The sequence below is a fragment of the Mucilaginibacter puniceus genome (genome assembly GCF_054783175.1).
In genome coordinates, this window is the sequence record NZ_BAAGRB010000001.1 from 776,477 (window position 1) to 802,236 (window position 25,760).

The 25,760-nt window shown below is 34.1% G+C and carries 24 protein-coding genes; 23 read left to right on the top strand and 1 reads right to left on the bottom strand.

All coding sequences use genetic code 11. The features are described from left to right. Positions 1-134: 134 nt before the first annotated feature. The 20 genes from ACYVJ6_RS03690 to ACYVJ6_RS03785 all read left to right on the top strand — a co-directional run bounded on the left by ACYVJ6_RS03690 (position 135) and on the right by ACYVJ6_RS03785 (position 20,795). Positions 135-2,585 (top strand): SLBB domain-containing protein, encoded by a 2,451-nt coding sequence (locus ACYVJ6_RS03690; RefSeq protein WP_460692674.1) that lies wholly within the window; start codon positions 135-137, stop codon positions 2,583-2,585. Positions 2,586-2,619: 34 nt separating this feature from the next. Then, positions 2,620-3,693, top strand: coding sequence for a Wzz/FepE/Etk N-terminal domain-containing protein (locus tag ACYVJ6_RS03695; protein WP_460692675.1), 1,074 nt, complete (start codon positions 2,620-2,622; stop codon positions 3,691-3,693). Next, complete coding sequence (locus ACYVJ6_RS03700) at positions 3,683-4,960, top strand: nucleotide sugar dehydrogenase (protein WP_460692676.1); 1,278 nt, start codon at positions 3,683-3,685, stop codon at positions 4,958-4,960. The genes ACYVJ6_RS03695 and ACYVJ6_RS03700 overlap by 11 nt, the downstream gene beginning before the upstream one ends. A gap of 3 nt (positions 4,961-4,963) precedes the next feature. Continuing rightward, a complete protein-coding gene (gene pseB, locus ACYVJ6_RS03705; protein ID WP_460692677.1) occupies positions 4,964-5,983 on the top strand; it encodes a UDP-N-acetylglucosamine 4,6-dehydratase (inverting) in 1,020 nt (339 codons plus the stop codon). Further along, the gene (gene pseC, locus ACYVJ6_RS03710) at positions 5,973-7,166 is read left to right on the top strand and encodes a UDP-4-amino-4,6-dideoxy-N-acetyl-beta-L-altrosamine transaminase (protein ID WP_460692678.1); all 1,194 of its coding nucleotides are present in this window, start codon (positions 5,973-5,975) and stop codon (positions 7,164-7,166) included. Before pseB ends, pseC begins: the two co-directional genes overlap by 11 nt. After that, on the top strand, positions 7,156-7,830 hold the full coding sequence (locus tag ACYVJ6_RS03715; protein ID WP_460692679.1) for a class I SAM-dependent methyltransferase: 675 nt from the start codon (positions 7,156-7,158) through the stop codon (positions 7,828-7,830). The genes pseC and ACYVJ6_RS03715 overlap by 11 nt, the downstream gene beginning before the upstream one ends. After that, positions 7,814-8,686 (top strand): aldo/keto reductase, encoded by an 873-nt coding sequence (locus ACYVJ6_RS03720; RefSeq protein WP_460692680.1) that lies wholly within the window; start codon positions 7,814-7,816, stop codon positions 8,684-8,686. Before ACYVJ6_RS03715 ends, ACYVJ6_RS03720 begins: the two co-directional genes overlap by 17 nt. Then, positions 8,677-9,438 (top strand): cytidylyltransferase domain-containing protein, encoded by a 762-nt coding sequence (locus ACYVJ6_RS03725; protein ID WP_460692681.1) that lies wholly within the window; start codon positions 8,677-8,679, stop codon positions 9,436-9,438. Before ACYVJ6_RS03720 ends, ACYVJ6_RS03725 begins: the two co-directional genes overlap by 10 nt. 1 nt (position 9,439) lies before the next feature. Beyond that, positions 9,440-10,750: an aminotransferase class III-fold pyridoxal phosphate-dependent enzyme gene (locus tag ACYVJ6_RS03730; RefSeq protein WP_460692682.1), complete on the top strand. Its 1,311-nt coding sequence runs from the start codon at positions 9,440-9,442 to the stop codon at positions 10,748-10,750. Between the two features lie 2 nt (positions 10,751-10,752). Then, complete coding sequence (pseG, locus tag ACYVJ6_RS03735; protein WP_460692683.1) at positions 10,753-11,751, top strand: UDP-2,4-diacetamido-2,4,6-trideoxy-beta-L-altropyranose hydrolase; 999 nt, start codon at positions 10,753-10,755, stop codon at positions 11,749-11,751. Then, on the top strand, positions 11,735-12,787 hold the full coding sequence (locus ACYVJ6_RS03740; RefSeq protein WP_460692684.1) for an N-acetylneuraminate synthase family protein: 1,053 nt from the start codon (positions 11,735-11,737) through the stop codon (positions 12,785-12,787). The genes pseG and ACYVJ6_RS03740 overlap by 17 nt, the downstream gene beginning before the upstream one ends. Continuing rightward, a complete protein-coding gene (locus ACYVJ6_RS03745) occupies positions 12,780-13,217 on the top strand; it encodes an acyltransferase (RefSeq protein ID WP_460692685.1) in 438 nt (145 codons plus the stop codon). Before ACYVJ6_RS03740 ends, ACYVJ6_RS03745 begins: the two co-directional genes overlap by 8 nt. A gap of 7 nt (positions 13,218-13,224) precedes the next feature. Further along, the gene (locus tag ACYVJ6_RS03750) at positions 13,225-14,238 is read left to right on the top strand and encodes a DegT/DnrJ/EryC1/StrS family aminotransferase (protein WP_460692686.1); all 1,014 of its coding nucleotides are present in this window, start codon (positions 13,225-13,227) and stop codon (positions 14,236-14,238) included. A 19-nt stretch (positions 14,239-14,257) separates the two neighbouring features. Then, the gene (locus ACYVJ6_RS03755; protein ID WP_460692687.1) at positions 14,258-14,956 is read left to right on the top strand and encodes a WbqC family protein; all 699 of its coding nucleotides are present in this window, start codon (positions 14,258-14,260) and stop codon (positions 14,954-14,956) included. Positions 14,957-14,960: 4 nt separating this feature from the next. Next, the gene (locus ACYVJ6_RS03760) at positions 14,961-15,626 is read left to right on the top strand and encodes a class I SAM-dependent methyltransferase (RefSeq protein ID WP_460692688.1); all 666 of its coding nucleotides are present in this window, start codon (positions 14,961-14,963) and stop codon (positions 15,624-15,626) included. A 4-nt stretch (positions 15,627-15,630) separates the two neighbouring features. Beyond that, positions 15,631-16,344 carry a PIG-L deacetylase family protein gene (locus tag ACYVJ6_RS03765; protein WP_460692689.1) on the top strand — a complete coding sequence of 238 codons (714 nt, stop codon included), beginning with the start codon at positions 15,631-15,633 and terminating at the stop codon, positions 16,342-16,344. Positions 16,345-16,895: 551 nt separating this feature from the next. Then, entirely contained in the window at positions 16,896-17,555 is a 660-nt protein-coding gene (locus tag ACYVJ6_RS03770) for a polysaccharide biosynthesis protein (protein ID WP_460692690.1), read from the top strand. A 241-nt stretch (positions 17,556-17,796) separates the two neighbouring features. After that, complete coding sequence (locus tag ACYVJ6_RS03775) at positions 17,797-18,750, top strand: hypothetical protein (protein ID WP_460692691.1); 954 nt, start codon at positions 17,797-17,799, stop codon at positions 18,748-18,750. After that, complete coding sequence (locus ACYVJ6_RS03780; protein WP_460692692.1) at positions 18,725-19,468, top strand: phytanoyl-CoA dioxygenase family protein; 744 nt, start codon at positions 18,725-18,727, stop codon at positions 19,466-19,468. The genes ACYVJ6_RS03775 and ACYVJ6_RS03780 overlap by 26 nt, the downstream gene beginning before the upstream one ends. A 223-nt stretch (positions 19,469-19,691) precedes the next feature. Further along, positions 19,692-20,795: a hypothetical protein gene (locus tag ACYVJ6_RS03785; protein WP_460692693.1), complete on the top strand. Its 1,104-nt coding sequence runs from the start codon at positions 19,692-19,694 to the stop codon at positions 20,793-20,795. Between the two features lie 46 nt (positions 20,796-20,841). Here ACYVJ6_RS03785 and ACYVJ6_RS03790 read toward each other — a convergent pair whose 3' ends face one another. Beyond that, positions 20,842-22,827, bottom strand: coding sequence for an acyltransferase family protein (locus ACYVJ6_RS03790; RefSeq protein WP_460692694.1), 1,986 nt, complete (start codon positions 22,825-22,827; stop codon positions 20,842-20,844). Between the two features lie 263 nt (positions 22,828-23,090). Here ACYVJ6_RS03790 and ACYVJ6_RS03795 point away from each other — a divergent pair, with 263 nt between their 5' ends. The 3 genes from ACYVJ6_RS03795 to ACYVJ6_RS03805 are packed head-to-tail and all read left to right on the top strand — an operon-like array spanning position 23,091 to position 25,751. Beyond that, the gene (locus tag ACYVJ6_RS03795; protein ID WP_460692695.1) at positions 23,091-24,128 is read left to right on the top strand and encodes an acyltransferase family protein; all 1,038 of its coding nucleotides are present in this window, start codon (positions 23,091-23,093) and stop codon (positions 24,126-24,128) included. Positions 24,129-24,160: 32 nt separating this feature from the next. Further along, a complete protein-coding gene (locus tag ACYVJ6_RS03800) occupies positions 24,161-25,129 on the top strand; it encodes a glycosyltransferase family 2 protein (protein WP_460692696.1) in 969 nt (322 codons plus the stop codon). 10 nt (positions 25,130-25,139) lie between these two features. Beyond that, positions 25,140-25,751 carry a GNAT family N-acetyltransferase gene (locus tag ACYVJ6_RS03805; protein WP_460692697.1) on the top strand — a complete coding sequence of 204 codons (612 nt, stop codon included), beginning with the start codon at positions 25,140-25,142 and terminating at the stop codon, positions 25,749-25,751. The last annotated feature ends 9 nt before the right edge of the window (positions 25,752-25,760 follow it).

Sequence of the window (25,760 nt, forward strand, 5' to 3'; positions counted from 1 at the left end):
ACATTTAATTTAAACCAACAGAGTGGAATTACCTGGTTCCGAAATACTATTTTCATACAAACAAGTAGTTATATTTGCTTATAATTGCGAAAAATTTAATTTAAAATATAAATGTCGCTGACAATAATAAAATAATGACTTATATAAAATCATATTTATCCATTTTAATTATTTTTGTCTGTTTTTTAACATGCATTACAGCAGCAGCTCAAACTTTTTCGCCAAATACTAATATTGATGAGTATTCAGATGCTCAAATTATTCATGTTTTACAACAGGCACAATCTCAAGGTATGACTGATGCCCAAGTAATTCAGCAGGCACAAAGTAGAGGTATGTCAAATGTGCAAGCACAAAAATTACAGTCTCGAATATTTGAGATCAGGCAAAAAGACGGTAATGCAACATCGGGCATTACTACTGATACTACCAGACAAGCAGGAAGGCAATATAATAATAAGGATACAAGGCCTGTAAATGAACCAAAAAATGATGATTTATTTGAAAATTTAACCCCTAAAATTTTTGGAGCAGACTTTTTTAGAAATAGCAAAGCGAATACGTTTGAACCAAGTTTAAATATACCCACCCCTGTTAATTACATGCTAGGTCCAGGTGATAAAATTATTATTAATTTGTATGGAACTTCAGTAAATAACTGGAATCTATTAGTTTCTCCGGAAGGAAATATTCTTATTCCCTCAGTTGGCGTATTAAAAGTTGCAGGTAAAACCATAGAACAAGCAAGTTTAGACATTAAAAGTAAGTTAGCCGTATATTATCCAATAGGTAGGGGCTCATCAGTGAATATTCAATTAGGAGACATTCGCAGTATTAGAATTAATATAACAGGGCAGGTTGTTAAACCAGGTACATACACTATCTCATCTTTGTCTACTGTAATGAATGCATTATTTCAAGCAGGAGGGCCAAGCGATATAGGCTCATTTCGTAATATTGAAGTTATAAGAAATAACCATGTATATCAGCGAATGGATATATATGATTTTTTAGTAAAGAATAGTCAAAAAGGTAATATTGTATTACATGATCAGGATATTATACGTGTACCAACTTATAACATAAGGGTTGAATTAAAGGGTGAGGTAAAAATACCTGCATTATTTGAACCTGTATCCGGAGAGACATTACAGGATATAATAAATTTTGCCGGAGGATTTACAGACCAAGCTTATACTGCACGTATTAAGGTTGATCAGGTAAGTAATCAACAACACCGTTTAATTGATGTTGTAGAAGATGAATATAAAAGCTATACGCCATTACGCGGTGATAAATATGTTGTTGAAAAAATATTAAATAGATATGAAAACCGTGTAGTTATTAAGGGTGCAGTATTTCACCCAGGAGAATTTGAACTACAAAAAACGCTAACATTATCTCAATTAATAAAAAATGCAGGAGGTTTAAAGGAAGATGCGTTTACTGGTCGGGGAAGCATAGTTAGACTTAACCCTGACAATACAACGGCGAGTATAGCATTTAATGTAAATGATGTATTAAACAAACCCGGTTCAGATATAGTTTTACAACGTGAGGATCAGGTAACCATTTCATCTATTTTTGATTTGCGTGACGAGTATAAAGTAACCATTAAAGGCGAAGTTAGAAAACCCGCGGATTTCCCATATAACGACAGTATGACGGTTGCTGATTTGATAATTAGAGCCGGTGGTTTATCAGAAGGTGCAAGTGTAAAACGTATTGAAGTTTCCAGGCGCATATTTAATGCCAACCCACGGCAGCGTGATAGTAAAGTGGCAGATGTTTTTACCGTAAATGCTGATGATGCGCTTGTATTAAAGCCTTTTGATATTGTATCAGTTTATAGTTTACCGGGATATGAAACTCAAAAAACAGTTAAAGTTGAAGGGGAGGTAATTTACCCGGGAGAGTATACCATATTAAAGAAAAACGAAAAAATTTCAGATATAATTGCGCGTGCGGGCGGGTTAACAGGATCTGCAGATGTGGATGGTAGTAATTTAAAACGAGATAACGCGGCTGTTTTAGGTGTAAGTAAATCAAAAATTGATACAGCCGAATTAAACAAAGAAAGATTTGACCTTTTAACCAGGTTAAAACAAACTTATAAAGACTCAACCAATACAGATACATCTCAACATCGTAATAATTTTGTAGGTATTAATTTAAGAAAAATTTTGCAAAAACCCGGTTCGGAGGATGACCTTATTTTAGAAAACGGAGATGTTTTAAGGGTGCCTAAACAGCAACAAACAGTACGTGTAAATGGCGAAGTACTTTTCCCTAGCGCCGTTGTTTATAAAAATGGTAAAAGCTTTAGAGGGTATATTTTAAATGCAGGTGGCTACTCGCCGATTAGTTTAAAGAGCGGCGCCTATATAGTGTATGCTAATGGTACAGTTAAAGGAACTAAGAAATTTCTTCTATTCAATATTCACCCCCGTGTTAAACCTGGAGGCGAGATTTTTGTACCTAGAAAACCAGCCAAAAAGGATAATTTACCCGCAATATTAGCACTTACAACAAGCTTTGTATCTATGGGGGCCATTATATTGGGCATATTAAGTTTACACAAATAAGCAATATTATATGACTCATCATAATAACCAAAATATGGATACCGATTCTAAAGAGGTTTCTTTAAAAGAATTTATTTTGGGAGTAAAGTATTGGTGGCGTTTTATTTTTAAAAAATGGATGTTAATTGTAGCTGTAGGTTTAGCAGGCGGAATTATTGGATTAACCTATGCGTTGCTTAAAACTACCACTTATAATGCAGTATTGACTTTTGTTTTGCAAGATGAAAAAGCAAGCGGTGGAATGAGCGGCGCTTTGGGTTTGGCTAACCAATTTGGAATTGACCTTGGTACCGGCGGTGCAAGCGGTGAATTTTCTGGTGATAATTTAATAGAGTTGATGAAATCGCGGTCAATGGTAGAAAGAGCGTTGTTAACCAATGTAACTATCAACGGAAAGACGCAAACCCTGGCTGAATATTATATTGATTTTAATAATGTTAGAAAAGAATGGAGGGGTAAAAGCGATTTAGAGAATATGCATTTCGTCGCCGGGGCCGACCGTTCAAAGTTCACACGAAAACAGGATAGTATCTTAGGAAGATTTCATGAGTCTTTAATAAGCAGTAATGTTAAAATAGGTAAAATTGATAAAAAATTAAGCATTATCTCAATAAATGTCAATTCAAAAAATGAACTATTTGCAAAGTATTTTGCCGAAGTACTGGAAAAAGTAGTTTCTGATTTTTATATACAAACCCGTACAGAAAAAGCCGCCAAAAATGTAGCTATACTGCAGCATCAAACTGATTCTGTAAGCAGCGCACTATATGGGAGTATTTCAGGGGTGGCTTCATCAATTGATAATACACCAAATCCAAATCCGTTATTGGTTTCATTACGTGTGCCATCACAACGCCGCCAAATAGATGTACAGAAGAATACCGCAATTTTAACTCAGTTAGCTGCAAATTTGGAAATCGCTAAAATGTCTTTATTACAAGAAACACCTTTAATACAAGTGATAGATAGGCCAATATTGCCATTAGAAAAAAAGATGATGGGAAAAGTATCTGGTATAGCTAAAGGAGGGTTAATGGCCGGATTTTTAATAGTGCTATCATTAACTGGTATATATTTTTACAAACGAATAATTTCAGATGAATCATAGAATAGCGATAATTGGCTTAGGTTATGTTGGCTTGCCATTAGCTTTAGAATTTGCAAAAAAATACAATGTATTAGGGTTTGATATTAATAGTGAAAGAATTGAGGAGCTAATTAAAGGCAATGATGTAACTAAAGAAGCTAATCTTGCCGAATTAAAAACTGCTACATCATCTCAATCTTCAGATTTTGGATTAAAATTATCATCTAAAACCGATGACCTTAAAAACTACAATATTTATATTGTAACAGTACCAACACCTATTGATCAATTTAAAGCACCTGATTTGCGACCGCTTATTAGTGCTTCTCAAATGTTAGGTAAAGTGCTTAAAAAGGGTGATATAGTAATATATGAATCAACCGTATATCCTGGTTGCACAGAAGAGGATTGTGTACCCGTTCTTGAAAAGTTTTCAGGATTTAAATTCAATGAAGATTTTTATTGCGGGTATTCGCCTGAACGTATTAATCCGGGCGATAAGGTTAATACCTTAACCAAGATCAAAAAAGTAACCTCAGGTTCAACACCTCATATTGCTGATGTGGTAGACAGCCTCTACGCAAGCATTATAACGGCAGGTACGCATAAAGCTGCCAGTTTAAAAGTCGCAGAAGCTTCAAAAGCTATTGAAAACGCCCAGCGTGATGTAAACATATCTTTTGTAAATGAATTGGCTTTAATTTTTGACCGCATAGGGATTGATACCACTGATGTTATAGAAGCAGCCGGAACAAAGTGGAACTTTTTAAAGTATAAACCGGGTTTAGTGGGAGGACACTGCATTGGTGTTGATCCTTATTATCTGGCTCATAAGGCGGAGTCTTTAGGCTATCATCCCCAGGTTATTTTATCTGGCCGACGGGTAAATGATAATATGGGCATGTTTGTAGCTAATAAGGTTATTAAATTAATGATTCATAAAGGGCAAAAAATACAGGGTTCAAAAGCCTTAATTTTGGGGATAACATTTAAAGAAAACTGCCCGGACATACGCAACTCAAGAGTTATAGATATTTATACTGAATTGCGGCAATTTGGATTGCAGATAGATGTATATGACCCTTATGCCAATCATGACGAAGTAAAAAAGGAATATGATATATTATTAACTACTACCATTACCCAAAAATATGATGCTATTATTCTTGCTGTAAGCCATTTAGAGTTTTTGAAAATGGACTATAGCAAATTAAAAAATGGCGATAGTGCAATAATTTTTGATACCAAATCATTTCTTGACAGAACAATTATAGACTCAAGATTATAAAACATGTTAAACAATAAATCAATATTAATTACAGGTGGTACCGGCTCACTAGGGAAGGCACTTACTAAAAGAATTTTTAAAACCTGGCCCGACGTAAAAAGAGTTGTGATCTTTTCAAGGGATGAGCAAAAGCAATTTGAGATGGCCCAGGAATATCCGGAAAGCAAATACCCCCAAATAAGATTTTTTATTGGTGATGTAAGAGATAAAGAGAGACTTATAAGGGCATTTAAAGGTGTGGATTATGTGATACATGCAGCAGCAATGAAACACGTGCCAATAGCTGAATATAACCCTGATGAATGTATTAAAACAAACGTTAATGGCGCCCAAAATGTAATTGATGCCTGTTTTCAAACAAACGTGAAACGTGTTGTAGCGTTATCAACAGACAAAGCATGTGCGCCAATTAATTTGTATGGTGCTACTAAACTGGTATCTGATAAATTGTTTGTAGCTGCTAATAATATAAAAGGCGATAATCCTATCACATTTTCAGTAGTGCGTTATGGTAATGTTATGGGTTCAAATGGTTCTGTTATTCCGTTTTTTCTGAAAAAGAAACAAACAGGTGTTTTACCAATAACTGATCCTAACATGACTAGGTTTAACATCTCTATTGATGGGGGCGTTGATATGGTAATGCATGCTTTAGAATATGCGTGGGGCGGCGAAATTTTCATTCCAAAAATACCATCATATAAAATACTTGATATAGCAACATCTATTGGCCCTGATTGCAAACACAAAGTGGTAGGCATCAGGCCCGGAGAAAAGGTTCATGAAGAGATGATTACCCCTTCAGATTCATTTTATACCTATGATCTGGGTAAATATTATACCATTTTACCTGCTACACATAAATGGGATCTGGAGGATTTTAAGAAAAAATTTGCTGCCAGCTTAGTTCCCGAAGGTTTTTCATATAACTCTGGAAATAATAGTGAATGGGAGACAGTTGAATCACTTAGCGAATCAATACAAGAATATATAAGCGATAACTTTAGCGATAGTGAAAAATAAAGTAATCCCCTATGGTAAGCAACACATTACACCTGATGATATTCAAGCGGTAATAGATACACTGCAATCAGATTTCCTTACACAAGGGCCAAAATTAGCGCAATTTGAACAGGCATTTGCATCCTACGTAGGGTGTAAATATGCTGTTGCCGTTTCTAATGGTACTGCAGCACTGCATCTATCTGTACTAGCGTTGGATATGAAAGAAGGTGATAAGGTTATTACAACACCAATAACCTTTGCCGCATCAGCAAACTGTGTTAAATATTGTGGTGGTGAGGTGGTTTTTTCAGATATAGATGCCAATACATATTTATTAGATATTAAAGGTGTACGTAAATTATTAGAAGCAGCATCAAAAGGAACCTATAAGGGATTAATTCCTGTTGACTTTGCCGGAAGAGCGGTTAATCTGGAGGAACTTAAGCAATTGGCTGATGAATATGGTTTGTGGGTAATTGAAGATGCCTGCCACGCACCTGGAGCTTATTTTGAAGATAGTAAGGGTGCTAAACAACTATGTGGTAACGGAAAATTTGCAAATTTATCCGTATTCTCCTTTCATCCGGTTAAACATATCGCATGTGGCGAGGGTGGAATGATTACTACTAACGATGAAAACTTGTATAAAAAGCTGTTGTTTTTAAGAACTCACGGTATTACTAAGGATGAGCCGGCCTACCAAAATTCGGCTGATTTTGCATCAGCCGGCGAAAGCACCATTTATCCTGCGTGGTATATGGAAATGCAAATGCTGGGTTATAATTACAGGTTAACAGATTTCCAGGCAGCATTAGGATTAAGCCAGTTAAACAGGGCCGACGAAGGGTTGAAAAGAAGGGTTGAACTGGCCAAAAAATATTATAACGCATTTAAAGGCCAATCATTTTTAAAAGGTCAATCAGGAGTAGTTGAGGGCCATGCATACCATTTATATGTTTTAGAAGTTGAGAATAGGATGAAATTGTATAATCATTTGCGCGAAAACAATATTTATGCGCAAATACATTATATACCCTGCCATTTGATGCCTTATTATAGACAGTTAGGAAGTAAAGAAGGCGATATGCATGTAGCTGAAAACTACTACAAGCATTGCATAAGTCTGCCAATGTATCCTACACTTACAAATGAAGAACAAGATTTTGTAATTAAAAGTATACTACATTTTTATGGAAAATAAAAAACAAAGTACTGCATTCCTTCAATATGAAGCAAACGCCTGGTTTGATAGAAATAAAGATGTTTTATTAAGCTATTCAAAAGACAAAGACAGGGTAATAAGTTTAATAAATGACTATAGGCTTAATCCCGGTAAAGTTTTAGAGATTGGGTGCTCTGCAGGGTATAGGCTGGATGCCATAAAAAATTTGCATAACGATTGTGAAGTTTTTGGCATTGAACCATCAGAAAAAGCTATTGAATATGGTAAATCAAAATATCTGGATGTAAATTTTATACATGGAACAGCTGAAGATTTGAGCTGTTTTGAAAATGAATCAATGGATATTGTAGTAGTAGGGTTTGTTTTTTATGTTATTGACAGAGCTATTTTTTTTAAGGTAGCTGCTGAGATAGATAGAGTTTTAAAAAATGGCGGAATACTTATCATTGTAGATTTCTTTTCAGAGTCATCGCTTAAAAATGTTTATGAGCATATAAGCGAGTTTAGTGCATTTTCATTTAAGCAAAACTATGATGAGTTTTTCACCGCTTCAAAATTATATTATCTTTTAGATAAATCAACCTGGAGCCACTCTCAAAAGCTTTTAGATGCATCAGAAGATTATTACGATAAATACAGTACTTCTCTCTTAAAAAAGGATATAAGTGCAAGCTACAAATAAATTAATATTAGGCACAGTGCAATTTGGGCTTGATTATGGCATAAATAATACTTCAGGTAAGCCAGATCAAGATTCGGTAAACAGTATACTTAATGCAGCTTACCAGGCAGGCATAACTACTTTAGATACTGCCGAAGTTTATGGTAATGCGCATGATATCATAGGCAATTTTCATAAAAAATATCCTCATCAAATATTTGATGTAATTACTAAGCTGCCTGACGAAGTGGGTGAAGCTATTGATAAAAAAATAGAACTTTACCTGCAACAATTAAACATTACCCAAATACATGGCTTGCTGTTTCACTCTTATAATTCTTATTTAGAAAATATTGATTCATTACCATTATTAAGTGAATATAAAAATAAGGGTAAGATAAAATACTTAGGGGTTTCTATATATACCAATGCACAAATGGAAGTTGTTATTGATGATGACAGGATAGATATCATCCAACTTCCGTTTAACTTATTTGATAACGTAAATACCAGGGGAAACCTTATAAAAAAGGCAAAAGAAAAGGGAAAAATTATCCATACCCGGTCGGCTTTTTTACAAGGATTATTCTTTTTAAAGTTACACAGCGATAATAAAATTGTTAAAGCTTTACATAAAGAATTAACCTATATACACCAGCTTAGTGATAATTATAAAATACCTTTGCAAAAGCTAGCACTAAACTATTGTTTGCAACAACATAATATTGATAATGTATTAATTGGAGTAGATAATTTATATCAGTTATCTCAAAACGTATCATACGCAGATAATAATTTAAATAATCAAGTAATTGCTTCTATTGATGATATTGTAGTTGAAGATGTTGATTTACTAAATCCATCATTATGGAACTAATAAAAACATTATTATTAACCCAGGCACGTACAGGCAGTACGCGTTTACCCGGCAAAGTGCTTTTAAAAATAGGCGGCGATGAATTGCTGAAAATACATGTTGAGCGTTTAAAACGGTGTAAACTGGTAGATAAAATAATAGTAGCAACAACAGTAGCGCCCGAAGATGATGTTATATCAATTATAGGCAAAAAATGCAATGTAGAAACCTCCAGAGGGTCAATAAATGATGTTTTAGACAGGTTTTACCAGGCATCTAAAAATATTGCTCCTGAGTGGGTAGTACGCGTTACGTCAGATTGCCCGCTAATTGACCCGCAATTGATTGATGCAGTAATAGCACTGGCGCAGGTTAATGATGTAGATTATTGTGCAAATGTTTTGATTGAAGAGTTTCCGGATGGGCAGGATGTAGAAGTGTTTAAATTTTCTGCATTGAAAAAAGCATGGAAAGAAGCAAAACTAAAATCAGAAAGAGAACACGTTACACCATATATAGTAGATAATACTAATTTTAAAGGCGGTAAGTTATTCAGCGCGGTAAATTTCCCTTGTTTTGCAAACTTTTCTTCCATCAGGATGACGGTTGATGAGCCCCGCGACTTTGAATTGATACAACGTGTTATTAATGATTTGGGTACCGGGCAAAACTGGATAACGTATACCAATCATATTATAAAAAATGAATTATATAAAATTAATTCAGATATAATCAGAAACGAAGGAATGTTAATTTCACTTAAAAATGATTAATATGGGCACAGGACAAGATCTATATAAAAAAGCTAAAACATTAATACCGGGTGGCACAATGCTGCTATCAAAAAGACCAGAATTATATTTACCTGATTTATGGCCGGCATATTTTTCAAAAGCTAAAGGATGCAAAGTGTGGGATCTGGACGGCAAAGAATTGATTGATATGTGTATAATGGGCATAGGTACAAATACATTGGGTTACGGTAACGATGAAGTGGATGCCGCTGTAATGGAAACCGTAAAAAACGGTAATATGAGCACCCTAAACTGTCCTGAAGAAGTTTATTTGGCCGAGAAATTAATAGAAATAAACCCTTGGGCCGATATGGTTAGATTTGCCCGCAGCGGAGGCGAGGCAAATTCAATAGCTATACGTATTGCACGTGCGGCTTCTGGTAGAGATAAAGTGGCCATATGTGGCTATCATGGCTGGCATGATTGGTATTTATCAGCAAATCATAATGGTGGCGGTGATGATTTGTCGGGCCATTTACTTCCGGGACTGAGCCCTAATGGTGTACCAAAAAATTTAAAAGATACCGTTTACCCGTTTCACTATAATAATTACGAAGAGCTACTATCAATTGTAAACAACAATGATATTGGTGTAATAAAAATGGAAGTGGTACGAAATTTTGGTCCGGAAGACAACTTTTTACAAAAAGTTAGAGACCTGGCAACAGCTAAAAACATAGTATTAATTTTTGATGAATGTACTTCGGGTTTCAGAGAAACATTTGGAGGGATTTATAAAAAATATGGTGTTGAACCAGATATGGCCATGTATGGTAAAACCATAGGCAATGGATATGCTTTAACAGCTGTTGTAGGCAAAAGGTCGGTAATGGAAGCGGCACAAAATACATTTATAAGCAGTACATTTTGGACAGAACGTATAGGCCCAACCGCTGCGTTAGCCACACTAAAAGTTATGGAGTGTGTTAAAAGCTGGGACATAATTACCGCTGTTGGTAAAAAAATGCAATTAGGTTGGCAAAAACTGGCCGATGAATGTAAAGTAGCAATTGAAATATCTGGCATACCTGCATTAAGTACTTATAGTTTTAATAGCGATAATGCCCTGATCTATAAAACCTATGTTACGCAGGAAATGCTAAAAAGAGGGTTTTTAGCAAGTACCGATTTTTATGCTTGTACAGAACATACCGACGATAAATTTGAAATGTATTTTAATGCATTAAATGAAGTTTTTGCAACAATTTCCAAATGCGAAAATGGTGATCATAATGCTGATAGTTTATTAGAAGGACCGGTATGCCATTCTCGATTTAAACGATTGAATTAATTTTGAAGCAACAGGGAATTTTTATCAGAGCAGATGGCAGCGATCAAATTGGCCTGGGGCACTTAGTACGCTGCATGGCTTTAGCAGAAATGCTTAAATTTGATTATGATATCACTTTTGTTTGTAAGCAAATACCTGGTAAAAGCGCAGATGTTATAAAGGAATTGAATTTTAAGCTATTGGTAATTGATGAGGAAGAAGCATTTCTATCGAGGCTAAAAGGTAATGAAATTGTAGTGTTGGACCACTATGGATTAGGTTCAAGCTATCAAAATATAATAAAGCAAAAAGGGTGTAAATTAGTATGCATTGATGATTTGCACCAAGAACATTTTTATGCAGATGCTATTATTAATCATGCACCGGGTGTAAAAAGCAATCAGTATGATGCCGAAACTTACACTCGTTTTTATTTAGGGTTAGATTATGCTATGTTAAGGAGCGAGTTTCGTGAGCAAGCAAATAACAGCAGAAAAATAGAGAATATTGATAGAGTACTAATTTGTTTTGGAGGGGCAGATCCTCAGAATTTAACATATAAAGTTTTAGAGATCATCACACAGTCTGGAATGTTTAAAAATATTAATGTAATTGTTGGCAACTCCTATAATTATATTGCAGAGCTTTTGCAGTTTTGTGCTAGCCATAAAAATGTCCGGTGTTTATCTAACCTTAGTGCTAGTGAAATGGTTGAGGTAATGCACAATACCGAATTGGCAATAGTGCCCGCTAGTTCAATCGCTATTGAATGTCTTTCAGCAAAGCAGGTTTTACTTACCGGTATAACCGATGAAAATCAAAATGATATTCATAATGGCCTGGTAAAATTTAATTCAGTGAAAACAATTGGCGATTTTAGGAACCTGGATCATGAAATATTACTTAACCAATTAAAAACAATAAAAGAACAAACAGGTGAATTTAGCTTCAGCAATATAGGCGATGCAGCAAATTCAATTAAAAATATATTTAAGTCATTAAGTTATGATAAAAATCAGTAATAAAGAGATTAAAAAAGATGGTGTCCCGTTTATTATTGCCGAGGTAGGCATAAATCATAATGGCAGCCTTGAAAAAGCCTATGAAATGATCAAGGTAGCTAAAGATACCGGTGTTGATTGTGTAAAGTTTCAAACGTTTAAAGCACATGAATTTGTTGGCAACCCTAACCAGATGTTTACCTACAAATCTCAGGGAAAAGAGGTTACAGAATCAATGCTTGAAATGTTTAAGCGTTATGAATTTAGCGATGATGAGTGGATAGCTATAAAAAAGAGGTGTGACGAAAAAGGCATCATATTTATGTCAACCCCGCAAAATAAATCAGACCTTGACCTATTACTTCAAATAGGTATCCCAGCCATCAAAGTAGGATCTGATGATTTTACCAATATTCCATTACTAAAAGAGTATGTAAAAACAGGTTTACCTGTTATACTATCTTGTGGCATGGCCGATATTTCTGAAGTTTACCAGGCATTGGATGTAACTGGCGCACTGGATGGATATCCAATAATGCTATTGTTATGTACATCAGAGTACCCAACCCCGTCAAACCATGTTAATATTTTAAAATTAAAAACTTTAAGAAACTCATTTCCAAATTTGATTTTGGGTTTTTCTGATCATACGCAAGGGCCTTTGGCAGCCTCATTGGCGGTAGCTTTAGGAGCAACTGTATTTGAAAAACATTTTACTTTAGATAAAGATCTGGAAGGACCGGATCATTGGTTCTCTGAAGATCCAGCTTCTTTAAAAGTGTGGACTGATGCCATACGCAATTCTTATACGATGCTGGGCAATCCATTAGTAAGGCCTACACCGGAAGAAAAGAAAATGCGCGTTTTAGCCAGGCGAAGTGTTGTTGCTATCAAAGATATTGAGGCAGGTGATAGCTTAAATGAATCAAACATTGGGTTAAGACGCCCCGGAAATGGAATTGCACCTATGTTTTTTGATGAAATTGTTGGCAAAAAATATCAGAAGGCAATTAAAAAGGGAAGTTTAATTAAGTGGGAGGAAATGGCAAATGGATAAAGAAGATTTTAAAGATCAACTTTCTGAAGCCATTAATTTCAAACCCAATCAGTTCCATCCACTAGTTTGGGTTTTAGGCGAGCCCGAAATAGGAGAGAATGTATATGTGGGGGGGATGTCAGAAATCAATGCTAAAGGCGCCAGAGTATCTATAGGCGATAACTGCGATATTGCATCGTTTGTAACAATTAATTGTGCCGATTCACATAAAAAATGCATTGGTTTGGTAGACGATGTAGACAGGAAAGATATCATTATAGAAAATAATGTTTTTATAGGCTCGCATAGTGTAGTTAAGGGTGGTGCACAAATTGGACATCACAGTGTAGTTGCCGCCGGAACTATAGTCGACGGAGTTAAAATACCGCCATTCTCACTAATTATTGGTAACCCAATGGTTGTGAAAGAGAATTATTATTCAAAGGGGTAATACGTTTATGATCCAGCATAATAAACCAACCTTAGATACTTCAGAGGAAATTGCGGCTACCCGCGTTATCCAATCTGGTTGGTTGGCGCAAGGCAGTGAAGTTGCAGCGTTTGAAAACGAATTTTGCGATTTCATAGGTTTGCCTCATGGTCATAGCATAGCAGTAGCAAACGGTACATCAGCATTGTATGTTGCACTTGCAGCTTTGGGTGCAACAGGTAAAACTGTTGCATTTCCGGCTTATGTGTGTGCTGCTTTAAGGAATGCGATTGGGTTAAATAAAGCCGTTGAAGAGTTAATAGATAATGATACCGACTCAGCCAATTTATCAATTGATAAGCTAAATGCCTCTAAAGCTGATATAGCAATCGTTCCGCATACTTATGGTATACCTGTTGATATTGGTAAGATCAATAATAAAATAATAATTGAAGATTGCTGCCAGGCGCTTGGCGCTACATTAAATAATAAACAGGTAGGTTTGCATGGCCATATTGGGGTATATTCTTTTTACGCGTCAAAATTAATGACATCTGGGGGGCAAGGAGGCATGGTCGTATCAAACAATAAGGCTTTGATTGACGAAATGAAAGATATCCGTGAGTTTGATCAAAGAACAGATTCAAAGATCAGGTTTAACTTTCAACTTACCGATTTGCAAGCTGCGATAGGCCGTGTTCAATTAAAAAAATTACCCGACTTTATAAAAAGACGCCAGGAAATTTTTGATATGTATAAAAATGCAGGGCTAGAAATTCTTGATACTGAGAATGGCGCATCTAAACCGGTTAGATATCGTGCAATTCTTAAAACTCAAAAGCCTATAGCCATACAAGAAGCATTATTAAAAAAGGATATTAAAACCATTATACCGTTAGAAGATTGGGAGCTTTTGGGCAATGGAAGCGATTTCCCTAATGCGTTAGTATTTACAAGGACCTCATTATCATTACCCTTATACCCTTCGCTTAGCAATTCTCAAGTAAATTATATTATACAAAATATTCAAGAAAATCTTTAATCAGGTAGTACATAACAGCATGAAAGTTTCAATTAATCAACCTGCATTTTTTCCATGGCTAGGGTATTTTCACAGAATAGCTATTTCTGATCAGCATATTGTTTTGGATGATGTTCAATTTGAAAAGAACAGCTACGTAAACCGTAACAGAATTAAAACCCAGGGTGAGCCTTTGTGGCTTACTGTGCCGTTACTTACTTCTGGTAAATTTGGGGATTTGGCCATTAATAAAGTAGAGATATCGCATATCTCAAAATGGCAAAAAAAGATCATCGAATCAGTTAGGCAATTTTACAGGAAAGCCCCTTATTTTAATGATTACTTTCCATTTTTAGAAGATGCTTTTTTAAATCATGAATGGGTTTTATTAAATGACCTTATAAAGCATTTGAATAAATATTTTCTTAATGCCCTTGAAATAAATACACCACTTATATATTCAACAGATATGCAGGTTGAAGGTGCAAAAAGCGAATTGGTATTAAACCTTTGCAAAAAAGTAAATTGTACAACCTACATATCGGGCCCGTTTGGTAAAGATTATTTAGATAAAGAATCATTTGATGCTAATGGCATTGACATTTATTATCACGAATATAGTCATCCCGTGTATCCGCAATTGTATACAGGTTTTACACCAAATCTTTCGGTGGTTGATTTGTTGATGAACTGTGGGTCCGAAAGTAAAAATGTACTTATGTCAAATCAAGAAAAATAATTGTATGAATAATTTTTCAACCGAATGGGACGATACTTATAAAGAAGGCAAGCATGCAAGTGTATGGCCCTGGAGTGACTTGGTCTCTTTTGTATACCGTTTCAGCAAACCTGATAAGCAGCCTTTTAAAGTTTTGGAGATAGGATGTGGAGCAGGCGCCAACATATCTTTTTTTAAGGCGTTGGGCGTTGAGTATTTTGCAGTTGAAGGTAGCGCTGCGGCTGTTAGTAAGCTGCACGCAAAATATCCTGAACTGCAAAACAATATTAGTACAGCCGATTTTACCGCTACAATTCCTTTTGATGAAACTTTTGATTTAATTGTAGATAGAGCATCATTAACCCATAATAGTACTGCTGCAATTAAAAAAAGTATAGAGTTACTAACAGATAAATTAAAACCCGGTGGTACGTTTATTGGAATTGACTGGTTCTCAATAGCACATTCAGATTATCAAGAAGGAGAAGTTGCCGAAGATGAATTTACTAAAACAAACTTAATGAACGGGCAGTTTGTAGGTCTTGGCAGGGTTCATTTTGCTAATCAGTCACATTTAGAAGATTTGTTTTCAGAGTATGAGATATTAGTAATGGAGCATAAAACTGTAGTAACAACTATACCAACAGTAAATCATACATTTGCTTCATGGAATTTTGCTGTAAAAAAGTAACAATATGATTAATTTTTTTAAAGGAAAAAAAATTATGCTGGTTGTAGCGCATCCCGATGATGAGCTTCTTGGTTTGGGTGCAACCATGCATAAATTAATAAAAAAACATAATGCTACAGTGCATGTAGTAATACTTGGCGAAGGTATTACTTCAAGAAGCGAAGTAAGAAATACTGATGCATGGCAGAAGGAACTGGAAACACATAGGAGTAATATAAAAAATGCGCAAGCAGCCATTGGTTATCAATCATTAAGCATTTACGACTTTGCTGATAATCGGTTTGACTCTGTAGACCTGTTGGATATTATAAAAGTAATTGAGAAGGAAAAAGAGAAATTTAGCCCTCAAATTATTTTTACCCATCATGGTGGCGATGTTAATATAGACCATCAGCGTACTTTTGAAGCTGTAATTACCGGGTGCAGGCCAATGGCACATGAAGGTGTTAAAACAATTATTACATTTGAAACACCTTCAGGAACAGAATGGCGGGCATCTAGCGACCCTCGCCATTTTATTCCAAATTTTTTTATTGAAGTAGATATACAAGATATTGATGCAAAAATTAAAGGGATGGAATCATATGAGTATGAAAAACGCCAATTTCCGCATCCGCGTTCTCCTGAAGCATTAAAAATACAAGCTCAGAGATGGGGTGTTGCTACAGGTACATATTTTGCCGAAGCATTTTGTTTAATTAGAGGTATCTGGTCATAATTCAGATGTTAAACAAATCTGTAGTATATAACTTAGTAGGGTCTGTTTTTGATAAGGGTCTGCCAATGATAATTTCGGCACTGTTAACTAAATTCATGACCACACAAGATTATGGTAGCTGGTCATTACTCTATACCTTTATTCTTATATCTAACTCATTTAGCGCATCACCTATACTAGCTATTTTTGCCCGAAAGTTTTTTAAATATCCGCCAGATGAACAAAAAATGTATCTATACTTTTTTAAACTGGTATCGATACTGCAAATACTTAGCCTTGTTGTATACTATATATTTTTTAGCCCCTTTACATACTCAGCGTTATTAGAAATACCAGCATTGGTGCTAATGAATTTGTATGCCTATTTCGCTTTGTTTTTAAGGTTTCAGGGTCTTGATCTCAAATATATGTGGCATTCACTTGTAAGGCTAATAGTTTTTGCAACTATACTATTGATAAATATACTGATATTTAAAAAGGTTTCTTACAGCACGTTAATCGCAATATTTCTGATGTCACATGTCCCTAGTTTTATTAAAACGATAAAATTATTGGCTATCTCAACAGAAAGTGAAAAGGGTGACCTAAAAGAGTTTATTTCTTTATCGGCTTATGGCCTTTCCACCTCATTGGTAAATGGTGTAGATAGATTTATAATGGTAGCCTCGGGTTATAGCCTCAGTTTTTTAGGTTATTATTCTTTCTTGTATTCACTGGGTAATACACCAACTATTTTGGTTGAGGCATTTAAAAAATCAATTAACCCTATAATGTATAAAGAGCTATCTACAGATGGTCAATTATCAAAATCAACCAAAAAAAATGTACTCGCAATTTGTGGTATATTATTTATAGTGCAACTAACTGTACCTGCAGCAGTTTATTTTGTTCTGAAGTATCTGAATTTAATAAATCCTGAATTTATAATGGATAAGGCGTATATATACATATATATTCTTTCAATAGGGTTTTTCTTTCAGGGAGTTTATCATTTTTTAAATCCATATTATTTTTTCTTCAGAAAATCGGGTTTATTATTGCTGATCCAGGCTATATGTATGGGCGTATATTTCTTAGTGATAAGGTATATATCAACCCCGCTTGATTATTCGGGCTTTATGTGGGTAAAAACAGGTTTATTAGTTTCAATTACAGTGTTATTGTTATTGGTAAAAAACAATGTAAATCAGGAGGAGAAAAAGGTTGATTAGCGGTTCTTTTAGATATTATAAATCCTTTGGGGTTTTTATGCGTGATTTTGACCGGGGCATGTCAAAATATCAGTACAATTTTATAGTTGTATGTTTTAGCATTTTGTCTTTTCTGGGCATATCAGTTATAATTAAATTTTTATTTAAATATAAAATCAATCAAAAAAAAATTACAGATAGCGATATTGTTTCATTTGTTTACAGTAACAATCATAAAATAATTTATGAACAACTTCATAACATGGGTTTTAAGTACCCCGTCTATGATTTTAGCGGAAAAGGAATATTGGGACATAAATCTTCAGTTTTTTCGCCCACATTAATATTTATTGCAGCAATTATAAATATTAAGCGAACGCTATATGAATTAAAAGCCGCTAAAGACGACCCTTGGTTATTTACAAATAACGTACGTATAATAAAGCTTTGCGGCGAAGAATATATTTATAATATATTATTAAAGGATTTAAAGGTACTTATCAAGTATAATGATCATGGTCCTGATGTTGTACTATTATCTGATATGGCAGAACAGCGGAACGTTAAAACCGTTTATATACAGCATGCTCCTGTTAACGAGGAGTTTCCGCCGCTTTATCATGATCTAAACGTATTATTTAGCGAAGACAGTGTTAACAAGTATAGAGTTGCACATGAAACAATAAAGAAGTTTGTATTGTTTGATGTAAGGTTTGTTGACCGAAAATTGAAACCTTTTGAACCGGGAAACAATACAGTTTTAATATGTACAAATGATCAAGATGATATTGAGATAGTAAAAAGTCTTGCATTGAAATTAAGCGACAAATTTAAAGTGATATTGCGCCCTCATCCCGGTGACAGAAGGAGTTGGAAAGGTGAATATGAATTATCAACTAATAACTCTGTATGGGATGACTTAGAGCAAGCAAAATATGTGCTTACCAATGAATCGGGTGTGTTGTTAGAAGGTGTTTATTCTGATAGATTATGCTACAAATGTGCGTTTTTTTCTCCGTCATTTGATAATTATGGTTTTCTGAAAAAAAGGTTAATTTTGAAGGAGTATGAATCTGAAGCAGACCTTGTCACAGCTATTAATAATGATGTAATAGTAAGTGATAAACAAATACTGCCTTATTTTATTGGCCAAACAGATCAAAAAGATCATAAAATAAAAGAATTAAAAAATGAAATACTTGCTCTCCGAAATTAAATATAAGGTAAATGAATTTTTTACCGCAATTGACTCTAAGGATAAAAAAACTTATGAGACATTAAAAACGTATGGATATGTAGCAATTCCTGGTTTTATTGACAGTGATAAATGCCAGGAACTCATTGAAGGCCTTGAAAGTAAAGTAAGTTTAGATAAAGCTTGGAAAGACGAAGAGGGAAGCGATTCGAGAATTTTTGGTATTGATAGGGTAGATGGTTCTTTTAAAGATCTTTTTGAAACCGCCAGCTTAAAATCTATTTATAAAAAATATATTGACAGGTATTGTCGTTTCCATTTTGTAATGGCAAATAAAGTTTGTTTTAAAAATGATAACGTAGGCAGCGGCGGAGGCTGGCACAGGGATGTTATAAACAGGCGACAGCTAAAGTTTATAATGTATCTTAATGATGTAGACGAAAACAATGGTTGCTTTCAATACATTAAATACTCACATACAATTCCTGAAAAATGGAAAATAAACCGGATTATAGGGCGAGGGCAAAATGATGTGAGGTACACCGAGAAGGAAATTGATTCTTTATTAGAAAAAGGTTATCAACTCGTTGATCTCACTGGTAAAGCCGGTACATTAATAATTGTTGATACCAGTGGCATACATAGAGGCAGCCCGTTAAAAGAAGGTTTAAGATATGCTGCTACCAACTACATGTCTGATACTAAGTTTGGCGAAAGTATGACCGAACTATTAGTATAATAGTATGGGTAACCCGGTTGCTATAATTAATGCAAGACTCAAAAATAAATATCGAATAAACAGATCTGTATATGCGATATTTTTCCTTTTTATTTTTTTGTTTTATTGTCTTCCATTAATAGTTAATTTATTCTATCCAGACGAATACGCGGCCCTATATGTAGGTACTGAACCAAAAACGCCAATACTTTATGTTTTGCCGTTTTTGCTATTAGTGCTTTTTATGGATATTGCCATACCCAATTTGCGCATTATTGATTTTAGGGTAATGGGGAAGCTGTTTGAATCAGCAGCTTTTAATTTCATTTTAATTCTTGCTTTTTTAGCTTTAGCTGTAAACTTTTCTTTGAAGTACAGCCTTGATTTTAGACAAAATCCCGAAAATAATTTAACCTCTGCCGGCTCAGAGGTAATTGTTATGCTGGCCTTAAGGGCATATGCAACAGTATATATTCTTTATATTTTGCTTAAAAGAATAAACTCGCTCCGCGTATATATTTACCAAAAAATACTGTTAATAATAATAACCTTAGGGTATGTGCTTACTCTAACGGGTTCTATTGATATGCTTTTTATTTTGTTATCAATATTTCTGATATTAAATCAAGAGAAATTGTTGTTTGTTAAATATAATGTCAAAAAGAAAGTAAATGGTGTTATTAAATTTTTAAGAAGCTTTTTTATTATAGTATTTCTGCTTTTACTCATAATTTCAGTTGTTTTTATTGGCAATGCAAATAAAACCGGCTTTAATGAAACGGTTGATATTTTTACAAATAAGGAAAACGTTAGTTTCATTTTTGTATCTACTTTATTACGCACATCTAATTGGTATGCCTCTCTTTTGGCGATAGGTAACCAACATGTTTTTGATAATACAATTGCTTACACTACCCTGTCGGGCATATTTAATAACTTCATTTACCAATTAGGTGTTATAGTGGGGTTTGATTGGGGTAAACCGGCTATATGGAGCGCCAGCCGCATGAGTTATGTACAAACCTATGTAGACCTAAGCAGTCCTACAACCGGGTCATCTCCGGGATTAGTAGCCTCAAGCTTTTATATCCCGTTTTTTCCTTTAGGGATGTTTATCTTGTCATTTTATACGGTAGTAATTTTACGAAACTTAAGTAAGGCCTTTAACTATGCGCGGGTTAGGTTAAATGGGTTAGCATTATTAATTTTAATATTTTATATACTTCCATTTTTTGATAGCCCACTGGATATGTTAAACATTTTTAACCCCTCAGTTGTGTTTGCTGTTTTCTTTCTTGGCGCAACCAACAAAATTGCTACGCTAGCTATTGCCAATAAACTTAAGTAATCTATCAATGTCAGTACGCCTAGACACATCGTGCCATCTGATGAAATTATTTTTCAAAAAAGTTTGACTTAACAAAGGCAACAAAGAATGGGGTTAACAACTTACTAAAAGCTTCTGTTAAATGATCATCATCCTTATATATTGCCTTACCAGCGTTAACGTTTCTGCAAATGTCTGATGTGCAAACCTGATTAAAGATGTCCCATATTTTAAAATTAGAATGTTGGCCCTCCAGTTGTTTTAACTTTTGCATTATTAAACTCCGGTACTGTAGATTTTGAGTTTTACTTACAGAACACTCCTCTTTTGAATTATTATATAAACACTTAAAAGTTGATACCCGCATTTCGGGTATAGGAGCCATAAAAATAACTTTTATATTAGCTTTTTGCAGCCGCCCTATAAGGATGTTTAAATTTGTAAAATAATTTTCAACCAAATCATCTTTATGGTTTTCAATAAACTTATCTCCAAATAATACACCTTGAACAGGAAAGTCTTCGCGCGAAATCAGTTCCGGAAGTAGATATGCTACTGATCTCATTCCCATAAAAATTATTTTTTTGTGAGTTGTATCGGTGATCACTTTTGAAAAAAAGGTTGTCAAATGCTTTTTACAATCATCTTCAACTTGGCCGTTTTTGTCTATATAGCTTATGTTGTCGCCTATAATACATCCGCTACCAGTCTCATCTGCCAAATTTAATGACAACTGGATGGAAGCTTTATTAAATACGGGCGCTAGCATTTGTGCATGCGAATCGCCCACTATGTAAAGTTTAGCTAATGCCTTTTTATTAACCCTTTGTTTTATCGGATTACGAACAGTTAAATCTGTTTTATACAATTTACCTAAGCTGACGTAATTGTTGAGGAAAAGAAAAGTCAGTCCTATAACAAAAGTAATTATAGTATATAACAATAGTTTGCGTGCGTGATATACTGATAAACCTATAATAGAAGTGCTGTTTTTATATTGAAGAATAAACTTTTGTTCAATATAATGGTAATTTAAATGGGCCATCACAAATAATACAATGCAATAAACCATTATTACAGGCAAATTTACTGTGCTCGTAATGTCAAAATAATACTCAGTTAGTTTAAGTAGAGGGAAATGAAACAGATATAAGGAATATGCTAGTCGGCCTATGTATCTTATTAAATTATTTTTAAGCAAGATATTGGTGGGGGTGTAATTTGTGCCCGGCAATAATAATATGCAATTGAATAAGGTAAAAATCAGCAGTTCAATCGTTGTAACACGGCTTTCTTTAATATAAATAAAGAATAAAATAATTATAAAAAGCGCAAGTACTTTTACTACAGGCAAAATTATTTGAACCCAATTTTTAACGGATAATTTATTAATAAATAAAAAAGTAAGCGCCCCAAAACCAAATTGCCAATATCTTGATAAGGGATTAAAAAAGTATTTGGGGCTAAAATGTACGGGCCAAATAAAAGCAAAAAACAGGCTTATAAGTGTAATAAGAAAAATAAAATTTAAGACGGATATAATTTTTTTGGTAAAAAAAAGAAGCAGAATAAAACTTACATAAAATTGATCCTCTACTGATATAGACCAAAGATGTAAAAATGGGTTATAGCTACTACCCGGAGCAAAATAATCAAACCCGAATTTATAAATTACAATGTTACTAACTCCAATAATGCTTGATAACGCCGTATAAAAAAACGGAATATGAAGGTCAGGAATTAAGAAGAAGGAAAAGACAATACAAAACAGACCAACGCAAACAAGCAATGATGGGAAAATTCTGAAAAAGCGTCTTAAAAGAAATTCTTTGATCAATTTGGTGTTTTGCAAGTAATTTTTCCTGATTATTTGTTGTGTAATTAGATAACCCGAAAGAATAAAAAACATGTCAACACCAAGAAATCCACCAGACAAAAATCTTGAACTAAAATGATTAATAATTACAGGAATGATAGCGATAGCTCTTATTCCTTCAATATCCTTTCTCCAAAAGCCTGTGTTATTATTTGAAATGTTTTCGTAGGCTTTCATATTATTTTAGTATTCAATTTAAAAGGATACAGTTAAAGCACTGTGTTGTATGTGTATATTATTTTTAATTTTTGATGTTAAATAGAAAAGTTAAATATAAATTTGAACAGATTAATATGTTTAGAAATATAACAATAATTACCTATGTTAATCTAAACTGATTAACATTTTCTAGTATCATTCAACTATACAAGTATCAAACTTTTAATGTCTTCTAACAAAATATATTGTTTATTAAGCATGCCAAAAAGCAGTTTCCGTAGATGAGATTAAATTCCTTAGATTATTTAAGGGGTGTAGCTGCAATAGGTATCATGTTATTTCATTTCTTTTCTTGGACCTACGGAGAATATACTTCGCAATTTATGCTAAGCCGGTTTGGCTTGTATGGCGTTTCGCTGTTTTATATTTTAAGCGGCTTAACACTGGCACATGTTTATACAAATAAACTAACATCAGGATCTGAAACTGGTAAGTTTTTTATTAAGCGGATTGCAAGAATTTTACCATTATTATGGTTGGTTACTATTATTACCATATTTAGTGCCCGTCAGCATTTTTCAACCTGGGAAATTTTATTAAATTTAAGTGGATTGTTTGGCTTTATAAGTCCTGTTTCATACATAGCCGGGGGGGCCTGGTCTATTGGTAATGAAATGGTTTTTTATGTGTTTTTTCCCATATTGATCTTTTTATATAAAAAAAATGCCAGGTATCTCCATTTAGCTGCTTCACTGGTATTTTTAATGCACCTGTATTTTGCATTTAAGGTGTTACATGTTAACCAAACTATTATTGCTCAATGGGAGATATATATTAACCCATTTAACCAGCTAACATTTTTTATTGCCGGCATATATATGGGGTTATATAAAGATGCATTTAACTTAAATAAAGTACAGTTAACAGTGCTGTTCATGGTTTCTGTGTGTATTTTCATTTTTTATCCTGTTAGTGGTAACCCTATCAATTTAGTAATAGGCTGGCCACGGTTAATACTAACTATAGATTGCTTTATATTAACTTTGCTGGTATCAAAGCTTAGTGCAATTCCTTATATAACTTTTCATCAAATATTTAAGTGGTTTGGAGATGTGAGTTATTCACTTTACCTTATTCATCCGTTGGTTTGGGCGGTCACGTTAAAAATCGCACATCGTATTTCATTTTTACAACAATCAAATTTTTTTAATATTTCGCTGGGTATAATACTAACTTTAATATCAAGTGGATTTGTATATAAATACTTTGAAGTACCTATAATTAAATTAGTAAACAAAAAATTGTCACGTTCTAAATAATGAGTTTTTTATTTAGATTTTAGGTCATAACCATGCTTTTATCTGTCATTTGTCCAACGTATAATGAATCTAATTATATCGAGGATGTACTATCGTTTTGTATTAGTGCCTTCCCAAAAGATAAAGAAATAATTTTCATTGATGGGGGATCTAAGGACAATACGTGCGAAATAATTAATAAATGGATAGCTACCTATCCTAATATCAGATTATTAAATAACCCAAATCGTACGGTTCCTTTTGCGCTTAATATTGCTATACCAGAATGCAAGGGCGACGTTATAGTAAGATTGGATGCACACACAAGCTATGCGCCCGATTATTTTGAAGCTATACTGGCAACGTTTGAAAGAACAGGAGCCGACATTGTAGGCGGCCCCACCAGAACGGCCTATAAAAATAAAACGCAGGAGGCAGTTGCTTATATAATTTGTACAGCATTTGGGATTGGTGGCAGTAAAGTACATGATGCCGATTATGAGGGCGAAAATGATACTGTTACCTTTGGTGCATGGAAAAAGGAGATGTTTGCTTATACCGGGCTTTTTGATACCAGCCTAAAAAGAAACCAGGATGACGAGTTTCATTACAGGGCCAGAAGCAAAGGGTTAACTATTTATCAATCATCCACAATCAAATTATATTATTATCCCAGATCAACCCTTAAATCATTATTTAGTCAGTATTATCAGTATGGGCTATACAAACCACTGGTATTATCTAAAATTAAATCAGGCATAAAACTTAGACATCTTATACCTGCAATTTTTGTACTATATCTACTAATGCTATGTATCGGTTTTGTGCAGCATATTGTATCATTAGTATATATTTTGCTGCCATTAATATTATATTGTCTAATAGCAGCTTACTTTGCTATAAAAAGCGGCAAACATTACACTGTTAAAATAAGAATTTTTTTAGCTTATTTTGCCTTACATATAAGTTACGGAACAGGGTTTTTACTAGGCCTTTTTAAGGTGAAAAAAATCTTAGAATAAAATACCAACTATGACCCATAATAAAATACAGGTAGCGCCATTTACTAATACTGATATAAAAGACATTATACCCGTACATATTAAAGCGTTTAAAGGATACATGAATGCTGGCATGGGACATCGATACATTCAAGAGTTTTTGTCATGGTTTCTTGCCTACCCTGAAACTATAACATTAAAGGCCGTTATAAATGGAAGCACTTGTGGATACGTTGTAGGTGCTCCTTTGGGCTATGATAAATTTATAAATAAAAAACTTTTAAAGTTTGTCATAGTTGGAACAATTACACATCCCTTAGTGTTATTCCACAAAAATTTTTTCAAAGTAGCTTTCAGAAAAATGATACTTATTTTTACAACGCCCTCAGTTGCCAAAATTACAAATCCAGATGGCAAGGGCATTTCATTGGTAGGTATTGGTATTGATGAGAATTATGCAGGTTTAGGTATTGGCCAGCAATTAATGGTGGCTTTTGAAGAAAAAGCCAGGGAGTTAGGTATGGACTTTATGCGGTTATCGGTATATGATTACAACCTAAAGGCAATTCACGTGTATGAAAAATGCGGATGGCAAAAGCTTGCAAAAAAGGAAAACGTGTTTTACTACTTTAAAACACTTTAAAAAAATAAT